The sequence below is a fragment of the Robiginitalea sp. SC105 genome, from assembly GCF_014243345.1.
Lineage (GTDB): Bacteria > Bacteroidota > Bacteroidia > Flavobacteriales > Flavobacteriaceae > Robiginitalea.
Map to the genome: position 1 here is coordinate 1,257,333 of NZ_JACLZF010000002.1, position 13,805 is coordinate 1,271,137.

The window sequence follows — 13,805 nt, forward strand, 5'->3', positions numbered from 1 at the left end:
AGTACGTGTTTTTCCCTTTAACCGCCGATGGAGGTCATTGAACTCCCAGTTACCGGCCCAAAGCGTTCCTGCGCTTCAAAGCCATCTTTTGAGCGCTGCCCGAGGATCTCCTCGAGGATCCCGCGCATTTCAAGGGTGGAGGCGCCCTGCCTCAGGGGTTCGCGGATATTGGCCACTGGTTTCCCGTACAGGCAGGTGATCAGGTCCCCGGTGGCGGTGATCCGCAACCTGTTGCAGCTTCCGCAAAACGTGCGGCTGAATGCGGGGATAATGCCAAAGGACCCGGCATGCCCGGGAATCCGATAGTTTACCGAAGTCGCGGTCATCGGTGCAGGTACCTTTTCGAAATCCGGGTAGCGCTCCCGGATATGTCCGAGTATTTTTTTATGGTTCCATTCCAGTCCCTTGAAATCCCGGCTGCCCCCATTGAAGGGCATTTCCTCGAGAAACCGGACGCGAACCGGATATTTTTCCTGAAACTCCATCATCGGGTAGATTTCCGATATGTTCTGTTCGCCGAGGACCACGCAATTGATCCGGACCTCAATCCCAGATGCTATCAGCTTCATCAGGTTGCCGTAGACCTTATCGAATTCGTCCCTGCGGGTTATTTTAGCAAAGGTCTCGGGCTGGATGGCGTCCAGGCTGATGTTCACGCACTTTATACCCATCCGCTGCATCTCCCCGATATGCGGGCCGATCAGTGTGGCATTGGAGGTCACCGAGATCTCCCTGAGGGAGTCGAGCTCGGACAAGTGGCCGAAAAGTTTCATAACTCCTTTACGGACAAAGGGTTCTCCCCCGGTAATCCGTATTTTATCCACGCCGAGTTCTGCAAGCACCGTGCAAAGCCGCTGCATTTCAGGGATGCTCAACAGATCAGAGCGCCGCGCAAACGCAATGCCTGATTCTGGCATGCAGTAATTGCAACGGAGGTTGCACCGGTCAGTAACCGCGAGCCGCACGTAATTGATTACTCTGTTGTGATTGTCGATCAGCATGGATACGTTTTAACCCCCGCTTACGGGAGGTATTAATGCAATTTCGTCAAAATTGCTGATTTTGTCCCCATCCCGGGCATAGGATTTATTTACAGCCACCGCGAGGGAACTGAGCCCCCCCAGGTCGGGGTACATCTTCTGCAGGTAGGATTTAAGGTCGGCCACCGTCTTTAAACTGCCGGCCTGGTTCAGGGGAATCGACAGGGAGCCGTTTCCGACGATATCGCGGGTGACGCCAAAAAGGAGAATAGTCATTTGTTCGGATTTGGGCATAAACAGCTTAAAATTACCAAAAATAATCCCCAGGCCCGAACCTTTAACGTTTTCTTTGGAGCATGCCGACCGGGTTTCCGGGAGGCATTTGTGGACGGTGAGAGATGGTAGTTCGAAGCCGCGCCTGAACCCCGGGGCCTATGTTACCAAGGTTACTGACCGCGGCCTTATTCATTCCCTACATTTGGCACGTTTCCCTTTTAATGTATTTGTTTAACCCAGAACCATTACTTGGAACGCATCGAACTATTGGCCCGAAGGCTTTTCCTGATCTTTTCAGTTAGTTTCGCCCTGTTGGCCATCGCTTTTATCGGTATGCTGGGCTATAAAACCCAGGCGCCGCCTGCTGCCGTACCTGTGGCCACCCAACAATTGCCAGTCTGGCATCCCCGGGATTTTGAAGCGGAGGTTGCCTCCGCCCCATCCCTGGTCCGGGAAGGATACCTGCTGGTCACCCGGAGTGCGGAGCTCATGGGCCCCGGCAATTCGGATCCGGCTCATCGCTTTTCGGGAAATAAACTCTCCTGTTCAAATTGCCACATGCTTGCGGGCACCCGGGCCGGGGCGGCCTCCTGGGTCGGGGTCTCCGGGCGGTTTCCGCAATTCGGGGGACGTGCGGGCAGCACGGGAACCCTCGAAGACCGAATCAATGGCTGTATGCAGCGGAGTATGAACGGGAAGGAGATTCCCGTGAATGCCACTGAAATGCAGGCGATGGTCGCCTATATGGAATGGCTTGGGGAAGGCCTGCCGGATGAAAGGGAACCGGAGTTTAAAGGCTTCCCGCCCCTGCTTGTCCCGGACCGTCCGGTTGACCTGCATGCAGGCGAATCCCTGTTCAAAAGAGAGTGTGCCGTATGCCACGGTGTTGAAGGCCAGGGAATAAAAAGGCATGGACAGGAAGGTGTCGGCTATATCTATCCCCCGCTTTGGGGACCCGACAGCTATAATGACGGGGCCGGAATGCACCGGGTCCTTACCGCTGCGGCCTTTATCAAAGGCAACATGCCATTTGGCCTCGCAACTCCGGGACAACCGAAACTCTCGGATGCGGAGGCATATGATGTGGCCGGTTACATCAATAGCTTTGAAAGGCCCCATAAAATCGGATTGGAAGCGGATTACCCCGACAAAACCCTGAAACCTGTATCCACACCTTATGGCCCCTGGGCGGACCCATTTCCGGCCTTGCAGCACAAATACGGCCCGTTTCCCCCGATTATTGCCTATTATAAAGAAACCTATAACCTGATAAAGAACAAGTAAGTGGCACGGATGACCCTGATAGCTTTCCTCTGCCTCTTTGTCCTGCCTGTCGCCGGCCAGGACAGCAACATGCAGTACCCAAAAAGCCTGCTGTCCGGACAATGGAGGACCTATTACATGGCGACCGTCAACAAAGGGAGCCTGAAGGATTTTAACGCCCTGGCCACCGGCGGGTATGTGCGGTACGAATACCGGATCGCAAAGTCGCTTCGTATCGGGGGCGCACTGTACAACTCCACCAACCTCGGTATTCAGGACCTGCAGATTGCAGATCCACAGACCGGGCGACTCAGCCGATACGAAGAGGGGCTTTTTGACCGCCTGGACCTGGCCAATGACGTGGTGATCATACTCGGGGAATTATATGCTTATCTCGCCCTGGCAGATCACGATTTCCGTCTGGGCCGGATGAAAATCAATTCGCCCCTGATCAACCCGCAGGACGGGAGGATGATCCCCAGCCTGGTCCAGGGGCTGTGGTATCGTTACCGGCCCGAACCGGGCAGGCAGTTGCAGCTGGGCGTGATCAACCGGATGGCACCCCGGTCTACAGTTGAATTCCTGAAAATCGGCGAAAGTATCGGCCCCTATCCTGCCGGGCGGGGGGTGGATGGTGGACCCGCCCGCTATCCGGGGAATACGGATTCGGGATATGTGGTTCTTTTCAATGCAGATGTGGAGATTACCCCGGCCGTACGCGTGAATCTCTGGAACCAGTATACCGATAACATCTCCAACAGTTTCTATTTGCAACCGACCCTGGAACTTTCGCCAACCATTCAGTTGCAAGGGGAATGGCTGCACCAGAACCGGGTCGGTGAGGGTGGAAATTCCATCGACAGCCTTCGTTACTTCACTCCGGTGCATTCCGATATCCTGGGGGCGCGGATCCGCTATATGGAGGGCACCTCCGGCATTTCGCTGTCGTATACCCGGATACTTCCGGGCGGTATGTTCCTCTCCCCCCGGGAATGGGGCCGGGAAGACCTCTTCAGCTTCCAGAAGCGGGAACGGAGCGAGGGCACCGCAGACAGCCATGCAGTGGTAGCCTCCTACCAGCGCGTATTCGGGGAAGAGAAATTAAAGGTTCGGTCCATTGCCAGTCTGGGGCACCACTGGAAACCGGACATCGGGAACGCCTCTCTGAACAAATATGCCATGCCCGATTATACCCACGCCAATCTTGATTTGTTTTTTGATCTGGCTGCCCTCCCCAACCTGAAACCCGAACTCCTGCTTACCGCCAAGTTCTCCGATCACCGGAACATGGGGGTACCCGAGGTCTTTATCAACAAGGTCGGGTTATTCCATCTGAGCCTGGTCCTGAACTACAATTTTTGAAATATGCGGCTCCCGTTATACGTCCGGCATACATATTGTCCGGGAATTTTGGATCCTGGAATACTAGAATCTCCAATTCATCGTTTTCCATGGAAATCAAAAGAACCACTATAATGAAGATAATCCGCTCCCTGTTTCTTATGCTTACCCTGGCCAGCCTGGCTCTTTCCTGTGGCAATGCCGATGACGATGTATCCTTTGACCTGAATGGCAACGGAGACCTGGGCCTCGGCAAGCCGGTGGACAACTGCCTGAATTTCGGCGAAAACGAACTCATCCTATCCATTCAGGATCAATATACAACACTGCCTGGCAAGGTTTCCGTCTTTTTCAGGGTCTCCGATGAATTCGGGAATCCGGTAGCCGGCCTGACCGCAGACAAATTTACTATTTACGAGCAGGGGCGGAACGACGATTGTTTCAGTACGATTTCCTCCTCCGAATCCCAGTCCAGGATTTCCCCGAATTCCCAGATTTTTCAAAACCATACGCTCCTGGTCCTCGACCTGAGCAACAGCGTACTCAGCGGAAGCCTTACGGAACTCAAGTCGGCCTCCGCCAGTTTCATCAACAACGTCATGCCTGCGGTGCCGGCTGAATCCTTCAAGATGGCCATTTACTGGTTCGATGGAGAGGACATCCTGCACGAACTCAACCCCCTCACCACTTCCCGGGAGGAGCTGATCTCTGCCGTGGAAGGGATTACCCCCGATATCAGTAACGACCCCTCCACGGATTTATACGGGGCGGTCATCAAGAGTACGGACATCGCTTCGGACCTGCTCCGGGAAAGCGAGCAGAACAATACCATCGGGGCGGCTTCGGTGGTCCTGTTCACTGACGGTACCGACCAGGCTTCCCGCTATTCGCAAAACCAGGCCCTTGACAAGGTCAATAAGGCCAATTCCAATATTTCGTTTTTCACCATTGGCCTTGGGGCCGAAATCGACACGGAAGTCCTGGAGGAAATCGGGAAGACTTTCAGTGTTTTTGCGGGGAACAAGGAGGAACTCGAGGCGACTTTCAACCAGCTTTCTCAGAAAGTATCGGAAAGGGCCAACAGTTTTTACCTCTTCGAATACTGCAGCCCCAAGCGGGACGGAAGCGGGGTCAACAACCTGGCCATCCGGGTCCAGAACGGCGGCCTGCAGGGCGCGGTACAGACTTCTTTCGATGCTACGGGCTTCACAGCCGGGTGCCAGTAGCCCGCGATTTACAATCCGATAAAATATTAAAAACTCCCGCCCCGGGAGTTTTTTTATGCCCCAGCCTGGCAGGCTGGCGGCTGAACCGGGTATTTCGGCGAAATCGGGTAGGGTTTCTGAAGCCGGGCTTGTTTTAATGGTAACAACACAACCTGCAACATCCATCCTAAAAACAAACGCGAAGTGTAACTTTAAAACACCCCGTCATGGATGTACTTACTCAAATCGTAAAGGAAAGTGCCATTGGCCCGCTTACCGCCTGGTTCAAAAGCCTGGTGATCAGCCTCTTTATCGCAATCGTCGTCACCCTCGCAAGTATGCTCGTGCTCCTGCTGATGCACGGATCCCAAACAGTGATCACTTTTGGTTATTGAGGAACCTTCAGCGGAGTATCATGCTGTTTTTCCCGGATCCTTCCCGGCTCCCGGGTTTATAGAGGAACCCGTTGACCACCACGTATTTCACCGCGCCCTCGCGCGTGAGGGCAAATGTCGGGTTGTCCCCTACCTCCCACCGGGCCTCCGGCGCCTTGAAGGACGGTGCCACAAGGTGGACGGGAAATGGGGTTGAAGGGGTTTTCTGCGGAAGGCCGGTAACCCGGACATAGGTGATGCCCTTTTCAAGCAGGGACCAGAAATCGAGTTTTGCCACGGCCTTCATGTCGGGCAGTACCTGGTCATATACCTTTCCTGCCTGCAACCGATACCCCGACCCGTCCAGGGTTTCGTACCCATAAAAAGTCGAGAGGTCCCCCTGGTCCGCAATCCGGCTGCTGTACCAGAAATCCGAATGGTCCGGCGTATCCACCTCAAACCGGTGGATCCCCAGGTCAATGATGTAATCTTCCCCCAAAAGCGGATAGGTCACCCGTTCGAGTTTCAGGTCGAAGAGCTTCCGGTCGTTTTCCGGGATGCCTTCATAGGTGTCCAGCCCCATTTCCCGGTAACTGCCGGAGCCGATGGCATAGATGGCCGACAGGATGGACACGTAATTCAATTTCCGGATTTCCTGTTTTTCGGGGTCGTTGCTATACCCCCCGGACTCAATCAGGATGGCGCTTGTACCCCATTTCTGGATATTGTCGCCAAAGGCTCTGGGTTCAAAATCATCGTTGTATTTGCCCACCTGCCCTGGCGCATAGCGCTGGATGATCCGGTTCATGTAGCCGATCACCTGCATGGCGCGGCTGCGGACCTCGTTGATATCCTTTTCATAATTATAGGCCGGAGCCAGGTAGGAGATGGTTGCCGGTTTCGGCGTCCGCTCTGCATTGTAATAAGTACTCTGGTCGTGGAGGTTGAAGCCGAATTCGGCCTCCAGGCTGTCCCTTACCCGCTTTAGCGCCTGCCCCTCCGGCGATTGCAACCTGAGGGCATCCCGGTTGATGTCGATCCCGAGGGTATTGCGGCGTTGGAATACCTCTGCCCCGTCCGGGTTCAGCATTGGCAGGAAGTGCAACCGGAGGGAATCCAGGAGCCGGGTTTTTTCGGAGGCGTATTCCGGGGCCGCAAAAAAATTGAGGATGTCGAATATCGCCTGGGTTGCAGTAGGCTCATCCCCGTGCATCTGGGACCAGAGGAAAACATCCGTTTCCCCCCTCCCCAGGCTTATCAGGCGCAAGGGGCGTCCCTCTATCGAGGCCCCCACCCGGCGGACCTCAATTCCAGGCTTATCAGCCAGGGCGTCGATGAGCGGCTGAATATCGGCATGTTTGATCCGGCGTTCGGCGATGGATGGTTCCCGGTAGTCTTCGTAGCTCTCGTAAAACCGTTCCGTAAAGGACTCGGTCTGGGCGGTCAGCGGTATTGCAAACAGGCCCGTCAGGGCGATTAGTATCAGTCTTTTCATGGTGCAGTTTTTTCAGGTGCCGGTTCCAATCCCAGGTCACGGACCGAATTTCGGATTTTTTTCATGAACCCCACCCCCGGATCCGTTTTTTCCGTCCGGTATCCGCTATCCTGCTCCAGCCAGAGCGGGTGCCCTTCGAAGCGGGTATATTCATAGTGGCCGATCAGGTAGCGGATGGGGTATTTAGCCGCCAACCGTCGCACCAGCCATTCATTGGCCTGCAACTGGGCTTTCGTCAGGGGTGTTTCCGGGGTACCCCCGACATTTTCGATGCCGATGGCACAATGATTCAGCCCGATTACATGCCGCGCCATGACCGTATCGGGCATCAATTGCAGGATGGTGCCGTCCCGATCGACCAGGTAGTGGGCCGATACGTTCAGGGCACCTGCGGAAGTGATATCCCCACGCGAATCCGGCAGCTCCGATGGATAAAAGGCATCGAAGGAAGCCTCGACGGTCGGGATGGCCGTCCAGTGGAGTACAATCATTTCCGGTTGTATGCCCACCCCTTCCTGACGGATGCCGTACCGGTCCTGCAGGTAGGCCCGGGTCAGTTCCCGCCGGTTTTGGTCAAAGCGGATGGGACGATCTGCCAGGAGTGGCTGGTAACTGCTGCACCCGGTAAACAGGGCAACAAGTAGGAGTACAATAAAGATTGGTAGTTTCTTCGTCATTGGAGGTCAGGTATATCAGGGGGTTTCAGGAATCTGTAGGGAATCTGCAGGCAGCGGTACCTTGAATCTGATAACCCGCCTTTTCCGGCCCCATTCCCGGGCACCTGCCACATCTTCCCCCATGTACAGGTCGATATGCCTTTTGAACCGGCGGTGCATCTTGTCCTTTACCAGGAAGGTTCCCGGGAGCCCCTCTATTACGACTTCTTTGTCGTGGTCCAGGCCCAGGGGGATCAGGTCGCGGGAAACGGCGATGCACCGCATCCCCTCCCTCAGGGTATCCCCCCAGGCCGTAACGGTCGGGTTACCTTCTGTTTGCCAGTGCACCGAATTATAGGCGGTCACCGTCACCTCCATTTCCTTCCAGGTATAGGCTTCCGCTTCCGGTACCCTTTTACAGGATCCGGCATATAATAAAAAAGCCAGAAGGCAGGCTGCGCCGCATCGCATTCCCATCATAACCACGAATGTAATCCATTCCCGAGAATCGCTCAAATCCGGGATTTTTACGAGTTGTTGGGTTGGTAAATGGGTTTTAAATAATAGTATCTTAGTTTTCCAAGCGAACAGAAACTCATGAAATACCTGAAACGATTCTGGTTTATACCCGTCCTGCTGGTACTTGGGCTCATTTGGAGTCAATATCCCAAACTGACCATGATCAGCGGCTATGCCGCCAAGAACATGGCCTCTACCGTATTTCTTTCTGGTCGCTCACCCGCTTCCGTCAACCAGGACGACCATCAGGTCCCCCTGATTTCTATGGCCTCCAGCCGGTATGACAGCACTATTTCCGGGGCGGTATCCAGCGTGCTGGGGATGCAGAAGCGGACGGCACGTTGCCGGGAGGGCCTCGGGTGTTACCTGGTCATGGGTGACTACCAGGTGCCATCGGAAGAGATAAAGCCCAGGCGGCAGTTTGCGTTCGATTCCCTGCCCTACCCCCTGGGCGACCTGAAACCCAGGGACACGATTTTCCCCGAGGTGGATTACGCCGCACTGGAAGCGGGTATGGAGCAGGCCTTTTCCGAACCGGAGGTCCAACGCACGCGTACCGTATTGGTGCTGTATAAGGACCATGTCCTGGCAGAGCGGTACGTGCCAGGGTTTGGCCCGGATACCCGCGTGCTCGGCTGGTCCATGACCAAAAGCGTCCTGGCTACGCTATTCGGCATCCTCGATTTCCAAAGACGCCTGGACATTACATCCCCCACGGGCCTGGAGGAGTGGCAGGGAGACGGGCGGAGCCGCATTACCTTTGAGCATTTGCTCCGGATGCAGAGCGGCCTGGCCTGGGAAGAAGACTATACCCGTATTTCCGACGTGACCGAGATGTTGTTCCTGAAGCCCGACATGCCAGCGATACAGGCCGCCAAACCCCTGGAGTCGGAGCCCGGGACGGCCTGGAATTACTCGTCTGGCACCAGCAACTTGTTGTCCGGTTTGTTGCGCAGGGAGTTCAACACCTATCAGGAGTACCTGGATTTTCCCTATTCCGCACTTATCGACCGGATTGGGATGCACAGCATGCTCATTGAGACGGATGCTGCCGGTAACTTTGTCGGCTCTTCCTATGGTTGGGCTTCCACCCGCGATTGGGGGCGCTTCGGATTGCTATACCTGCATCGGGGCAACTGGAAGGGGGAACAGATCTTCCATCCCGACTGGGTGGACTGGGTGTCGCGCCCCACTGCCCACTCCGGTGATCGCTATGGTGCCCATTTCTGGCTCAATGCCGGGGGGCAGTACCCGGATGTTCCCAGGGACCTCTATATGGCCAACGGGTACCAGGGGCAGCACGTGTTTATCATCCCCTCCAAAAACCTTGTGGTGGTACGGACCGGTCTGGCGGAATCCCCGGATTTTGATGTAAATGCCTTCTTAAGCCAGATTGTAGCGGCCATACCCGGCTGAAACCGGGTCGCTTTCCGTCAGGGGACGGGTGCCTTTTACCGGGAGAAATACGCCTTTTATTTCTTTCACCACATCCCAGGACAGTTTCACAACAAATTGTTTCTACTTCCGAATCGCCGATGTATGTTTACACTGTTCAAATGAAACAACGGAGTTAATTTTTTTCATTTTCATATAGTGTTCTCGTAAAAGAGTCCTGGTCGCAAGATCAGGGCTCTTTTTAGTTCAGGGTATCCACTGATCCTTTCCGAAGTCGGGTTTGCGCTTCTCCAAAAAGGCATTGCGCCCTTCTTTGGCCTCATCGGTCATATAGGCCAGCCGGGTGGCTTCCCCGGCAAATACCTGCTGCCCCACCATACCGTCATCCGTGAGGTTCATCGCAAACTTGAGCATCTTGATGGAGGTGGGCGACTTTGCGAGGATTTCCTGTGCCCACTGATAGGCCGTCTGCTCAAGGTCCTTATGGGGTACAACTGCGTTGACCATCCCCATTTCAAATGCTTCACGGGCGCTGTAATTCCGGCCTAGAAAGAAAATTTCCCGGGCCCGCTTCTGGCCGACGAGTTTGGCGAGGTAGGCAGAACCATAGCCGCCGTCAAAGCTCGTCACATCTGCATCGGTCTGTTTGAAAATGGCGTGTTCCTCACTGGCCAGGGTCAGGTCGCAAACCACGTGGAGGCTATGCCCCCCTCCCACGGCCCAACCCGGGACCACTGCGATGACCACCTTGGGCATAAACCGGATCAACCGCTGTACCTCCAGGATATTCAACCGGTGGTACCCGTCTTCCCCAACATAACCCTGGTGCCCCCTGGCGCGTTGGTCGCCCCCGCTGCAAAAGGCATAAACCCCATCCTTTGGGGAAGGTCCCTCCCCGGTAAGCAATACGACGCCGATGGAACGGTCTTCCATGGCATCGTAAAACGCCTTGTAAAGTTCGCTTGTGGTTTTGGGACGGAAGGCGTTGCGCACCTCCGGGCGGTTAAAGGCAATTCGGGCCACGCCGTTGGCCTTGCGGTAGGTAATGTCCTCAAAGTCTCCGGCAGATTTCCAGTCGGGTGATTTCATGGGTTTGATTTACGTGTTGACAATCGGAATTTGCAGATAAAGATACGCCATGATCCAATTTTGGAGGCAATGGCGGAATTCAAGGGGTCAGGGGCTCTGCTCCAAACCAAACAGGATACGGATTCCCTACATGCGGGCGGCGAACAATTGCGAAATCTTGAGGCGCAACCGCCGCTCGTAATCTTCCTGCAGCCAGTCGCGGTAATTTTTGGTGTTGTTCATAATGCAATAAGAGTATTGCTTAATGCGGTATTCAATTTCCTCCCGGAGTTCCTTGGCCAGAATGCGTGCATCAAAAACGTCTTCGCTGTTTTCCACGCAGATCTGCGCGTGTTGCTCAATGCTTTTTTCCAGTACGAGTTTCGATTTTTTTCCTGCTGCAAAAACTTTCTTGTATTCCTCCTTGACGTCAAAGTCGATATTGTCGGAACGCCGGAATTTCTCCCGGAGTTCCCTGGGCATCTCATAGACGAATTCCCGTTCGATCTCATCATCGTTCCGGATGTTCTCCAGGTAGAAATCGGGGAAATGGAAGATCTCCTGCCAGTCTACCGGGGCATCCCAGGGGCCGAATCGGGCAATGTTGTTCCCCAGGTCAATCACGGTAAATTCCTCCTTGTCCTTCAGGATACGCGAACCGCGGCCGATCATCTGGAAATAGAGGGTCAGCGAGCGCGTGGCCCGGTTCAGGATGATGGTTTCCACACTGGGCTCGTCGAAGCCGGTGGTCAGGATGCTCACGGAGGTGAGGATGGCATCCGGCGTATTGGCAAACCAGTCCAGGATCTCACGCCGTTCCGAAGCCGTGTTCTTATTGTCCAGGTGACGGATCGGGTACCCGGCCCGTTTAAAGGTTTCGTAAACGTATTTCGAGGTGCTGATCCCGTTGTTGAAGATGAGCGTTTTGGTCCCTTTCCCCAATTCTTCGTAGGCCCCCATCAATTTCCCGAGCATCTGCTGGTTCCCGTATAGGGCATCGGAGGACTTCACGGTATAGTCTCCGCTGATCCCGAGTTTCAGCGACTTCAGGCTGACATCGTAATTATAGAGGTTGGCCCGGGCCAGGAATTTCTTTTCGATCAGGGAAGCGATGGATTCCCCTACGATGAGTTTTTTGTAGTGGTCTTTCATCGGGAGCTTGATGTTCGAGCTCAGCGGCGTGGCCGTCACCCCGAGGATAACCGATTTCTCAAAATACTTGAATAATTTCCGGAACGAATTGTAGTGGGCCTCGTCGATGATTACCAGGCCTACCCCCTCAATGGTGATGGCCTTTTCCTGCAGCCGGTTGTTCAGGGTTTCCACCATGGCCACGAAGCATTCATAATCATCCGATTCGTCCAGTTCCTTGACTTCGCTGTTGATGATTTTGTTCCGGACCCCGAAACCGTGAAGCATCCGGGAGGTTTGCTGGCTGAGCTCGATGCGGTGCGTCAAAACCACGACCTTCTTGCCGGTCTGCCGAATATACCGCCTGGCGATTTCTGAAAAAACTACGGTTTTCCCGCCTCCTGTCGGCAACTGGTAGAGCAGGTTGATATCCTCCGGGGATTCCTCGAGGCATTTAAAAATCTTGCCCAGGTCTTCCAGCTGATAATCATACAGGGTTTTTTCGGTAGACTCGGTTTGTGCGCTCAAAAGCTTTCTTTTTGCAAAATTTTTTACCCCTGCCGTTGCGGGAGGTTCAATTTTGCAAAACTAGCCGTTTTTTAAGGTTTGATGAAATTTACAGGCAGGATTTCTTAACAGGGTCCGTTAATAACCCCTCAGTCGCGACACCTGGTTTTCGGGAGAATCACCACGGAGCAAGGCCCGGTAGTTGCCGATGATCTGGCCGGCCACTGAGGCAGGCTCGGAAACACTGGCCACGTGGGGGGTGATCTGAATGGAAGGGTGGTTCCAAAAGGGATGCGCATCGGGTAGCGGCTCGGTGGAAAATACATCCAGGCAGGCCCCGGACAGTCTTCCGGTATCCAGGGCCCGGATAAGTGCCCCCTCATCCAGCAGGGGCCCCCTGGCCACATTGATCAGGAAGGTTCCCCCCGGGAGGCAGTCAAAAGTCTCCGCGTTTAAAATTCCCCGGGTATCCGGCGTAAGTGGCAAAAGGCAGACCAGGATATCCGTCCCGGCGAGGAAGGCTTGTTTTTCTTCAGGACCCGTGAAAACCGTGTAACCGGTTTGGGGCCTGGAATGGCTGGTCCAACCGGTAACTGAAAAACCCGCCCGGACCAGCAATTCCGCCACGGCTTTGCCCAGCGTGCCAAGTCCCATGATGCCAACGCGGAAGTCCCCGATACGCGCGTAGGAAACCGGATGCCACGCCCGGTTGGCCTTATCGAGTGTATACCGGGGCAGTTGCCGGAGGTACGACAGGATCTGTGCCAGCACATACTCGGCCATATCCCCGGCCAGGAAGGGGTCCACTACCCGGAGGACCGGCAAATTCTCAGGCAGGCCGGGGTCTTCCAGTATAAAATCCACCCCTGCGCCCAGGCCGTGCACCCCGAGAAGGCCGGGATATTCCCCAAGACTTCCTGACGGATGTTTCCAGACCCCGGCCATCCGGACGGTTTCCCTGGGATGGGGTTTGTGGTAATCAAAGACCGGGATGTCCGGGGCCTGTTCGCGGATTGCGCGGATCCAGGTTTCGGTTTTGTCGTCGTTTCGAATGATGACCAATGCCATTGTTGAGAGGGTTAAAGGGTCATTTGTTCACTGCGGGCCAGGAAATCCTCCAGATTGGGCCAGTCTGCCATCTCCAGGGCCCTAAGGAAATTGTCGTGCCTCAGTTGAAATTCCATAAAGATCCCATGGTGGACCATATGTGCCGTCCATTCCTCATACGATTTGTAGATGCTCCTGTAAAAGGCCTCCGGGCAATTCCTGGTTTTCTCGAATTCGGCTGTCGTTTCCAGGTTGAAAGCCATCAGGTCTGCCAGCAGGTGGGGTTCCATGCCGAGCGTTTTGAAGTGGCGGATATATTTCTGGGCTATTGACCTCCGGGCTTTGGGTCGTTTGCGGCGTTGCGGGAAAAATTCCCGGCGGATTTTTGACTTGGCCTCCTGCAGAAGCCGGTCCTCCCTGGGGTTGAATACAAAATCGTAGTAGGTTTTTACCTGTGGAAACCGGTCGTAGAGGTCCAGTAATTGCCCGGCCAGGGCTTCCTGGTCCAGACCGGCGAGGTACTTCTTCAGGGCGCGTTTGCTCATCGT

General features: G+C 54.8%; 14 protein-coding genes. 5 read left to right on the forward strand and 9 right to left on the reverse strand.

The genetic code is table 11. The features are described from left to right. Nucleotides 1–17: 17 nt before the first annotated feature. Nucleotides 18–1,001 carry a GTP 3',8-cyclase MoaA gene (moaA, locus tag H7F20_RS14575; RefSeq protein WP_185786896.1) on the reverse strand — a complete coding sequence of 328 codons (984 nt, stop codon included), beginning with the start codon at nucleotides 999–1,001 and terminating at the stop codon, nucleotides 18–20. Nucleotides 1,002–1,010: 9 nt separating this feature from the next. Next, a complete protein-coding gene (locus H7F20_RS14580) occupies nucleotides 1,011–1,256 on the reverse strand; it encodes a MoaD/ThiS family protein (protein ID WP_185786897.1) in 246 nt (81 codons plus the stop codon). 249 nt (nucleotides 1,257–1,505) lie between these two features. On the opposite strand from H7F20_RS14580, the gene H7F20_RS14585 reads away from it, so the two are divergent. The 4 genes from H7F20_RS14585 to H7F20_RS14600 all read left to right on the forward strand — a co-directional run bounded on the left by H7F20_RS14585 (nucleotide 1,506) and on the right by H7F20_RS14600 (nucleotide 5,460). Further along, on the forward strand, nucleotides 1,506–2,540 hold the full coding sequence (locus H7F20_RS14585) for a c-type cytochrome (protein WP_185786898.1): 1,035 nt from the start codon (nucleotides 1,506–1,508) through the stop codon (nucleotides 2,538–2,540). Further along, nucleotides 2,541–3,881, forward strand: coding sequence for a hypothetical protein (locus H7F20_RS14590; protein WP_221898786.1), 1,341 nt, complete (start codon nucleotides 2,541–2,543; stop codon nucleotides 3,879–3,881). 113 nt (nucleotides 3,882–3,994) lie between these two features. Then, on the forward strand, nucleotides 3,995–5,086 hold the full coding sequence (locus H7F20_RS14595) for a VWA domain-containing protein (RefSeq protein WP_185786900.1): 1,092 nt from the start codon (nucleotides 3,995–3,997) through the stop codon (nucleotides 5,084–5,086). Nucleotides 5,087–5,292: 206 nt separating this feature from the next. Further along, a complete protein-coding gene (locus H7F20_RS14600) occupies nucleotides 5,293–5,460 on the forward strand; it encodes a hypothetical protein (protein WP_185786901.1) in 168 nt (55 codons plus the stop codon). A gap of 7 nt (nucleotides 5,461–5,467) precedes the next feature. Here H7F20_RS14600 and H7F20_RS14605 read toward each other — a convergent pair whose 3' ends face one another. The 3 genes from H7F20_RS14605 to H7F20_RS14615 are packed head-to-tail and all read right to left on the reverse strand — an operon-like array spanning nucleotide 5,468 to nucleotide 8,106. Beyond that, nucleotides 5,468–6,934, reverse strand: a complete 1,467-nt coding sequence (locus H7F20_RS14605; RefSeq protein WP_185786902.1) for a M14 family zinc carboxypeptidase — start codon at nucleotides 6,932–6,934, stop codon at nucleotides 5,468–5,470. After that, nucleotides 6,931–7,611, reverse strand: a complete 681-nt coding sequence (locus H7F20_RS14610) for an N-acetylmuramoyl-L-alanine amidase (protein ID WP_185786903.1) — start codon at nucleotides 7,609–7,611, stop codon at nucleotides 6,931–6,933. Before H7F20_RS14610 ends, H7F20_RS14605 begins: the two co-directional genes overlap by 4 nt. 15 nt (nucleotides 7,612–7,626) lie before the next feature. Continuing rightward, nucleotides 7,627–8,106: a 3D domain-containing protein gene (locus tag H7F20_RS14615; protein ID WP_255444109.1), complete on the reverse strand. Its 480-nt coding sequence runs from the start codon at nucleotides 8,104–8,106 to the stop codon at nucleotides 7,627–7,629. Nucleotides 8,107–8,187: 81 nt separating this feature from the next. Here H7F20_RS14615 and H7F20_RS14620 point away from each other — a divergent pair, with 81 nt between their 5' ends. Beyond that, nucleotides 8,188–9,525, forward strand: a complete 1,338-nt coding sequence (locus H7F20_RS14620; RefSeq protein ID WP_185786904.1) for a serine hydrolase — start codon at nucleotides 8,188–8,190, stop codon at nucleotides 9,523–9,525. Between the two features lie 225 nt (nucleotides 9,526–9,750). On the opposite strand, the gene H7F20_RS14625 is transcribed toward H7F20_RS14620, so the two are convergent. From H7F20_RS14625 to H7F20_RS14640, 4 genes are all read right to left on the reverse strand, one after another. Further along, nucleotides 9,751–10,593: a 1,4-dihydroxy-2-naphthoyl-CoA synthase gene (locus tag H7F20_RS14625; protein ID WP_185786905.1), complete on the reverse strand. Its 843-nt coding sequence runs from the start codon at nucleotides 10,591–10,593 to the stop codon at nucleotides 9,751–9,753. A gap of 126 nt (nucleotides 10,594–10,719) precedes the next feature. Further along, nucleotides 10,720–12,231, reverse strand: a complete 1,512-nt coding sequence (locus tag H7F20_RS14630) for a DEAD/DEAH box helicase (RefSeq protein ID WP_185786906.1) — start codon at nucleotides 12,229–12,231, stop codon at nucleotides 10,720–10,722. Nucleotides 12,232–12,348: 117 nt separating this feature from the next. Further along, on the reverse strand, nucleotides 12,349–13,278 hold the full coding sequence (locus H7F20_RS14635; RefSeq protein WP_185786907.1) for a glyoxylate/hydroxypyruvate reductase A: 930 nt from the start codon (nucleotides 13,276–13,278) through the stop codon (nucleotides 12,349–12,351). A gap of 11 nt (nucleotides 13,279–13,289) precedes the next feature. Beyond that, the gene (locus H7F20_RS14640) at nucleotides 13,290–13,802 is read right to left on the reverse strand and encodes a DUF6155 family protein (RefSeq protein WP_185786908.1); all 513 of its coding nucleotides are present in this window, start codon (nucleotides 13,800–13,802) and stop codon (nucleotides 13,290–13,292) included. Between the last annotated feature and the right edge of the window lie 3 nt (nucleotides 13,803–13,805).

What these genes read in the sequence shown, in the direction of transcription:
- moaA (WP_185786896.1), bottom strand. Translation starts at nt 1,001, where the DNA reads ATGCTGATCGACAATCACAACAGAGTAATCAATTACGTGCGGCTCGCG.
- H7F20_RS14580 (WP_185786897.1), bottom strand. Translation starts at nt 1,256, where the DNA reads ATGACTATTCTCCTTTTTGGCGTCACCCGCGATATCGTCGGAAACGGC.
- H7F20_RS14595 (WP_185786900.1), top strand. Translation starts at nt 3,995, where the DNA reads ATGAAGATAATCCGCTCCCTGTTTCTTATGCTTACCCTGGCCAGCCTG.
- H7F20_RS14600 (WP_185786901.1), top strand. Translation starts at nt 5,293, where the DNA reads ATGGATGTACTTACTCAAATCGTAAAGGAAAGTGCCATTGGCCCGCTT.
- H7F20_RS14605 (WP_185786902.1), bottom strand. Translation starts at nt 6,934, where the DNA reads ATGAAAAGACTGATACTAATCGCCCTGACGGGCCTGTTTGCAATACCG.
- H7F20_RS14610 (WP_185786903.1), bottom strand. Translation starts at nt 7,611, where the DNA reads ATGACGAAGAAACTACCAATCTTTATTGTACTCCTACTTGTTGCCCTG.
- H7F20_RS14620 (WP_185786904.1), top strand. Translation starts at nt 8,188, where the DNA reads ATGAAATACCTGAAACGATTCTGGTTTATACCCGTCCTGCTGGTACTT.
- H7F20_RS14625 (WP_185786905.1), bottom strand. Translation starts at nt 10,593, where the DNA reads ATGAAATCACCCGACTGGAAATCTGCCGGAGACTTTGAGGACATTACC.
- H7F20_RS14635 (WP_185786907.1), bottom strand. Translation starts at nt 13,278, where the DNA reads ATGGCATTGGTCATCATTCGAAACGACGACAAAACCGAAACCTGGATC.
- H7F20_RS14640 (WP_185786908.1), bottom strand. Translation starts at nt 13,802, where the DNA reads ATGAGCAAACGCGCCCTGAAGAAGTACCTCGCCGGTCTGGACCAGGAA.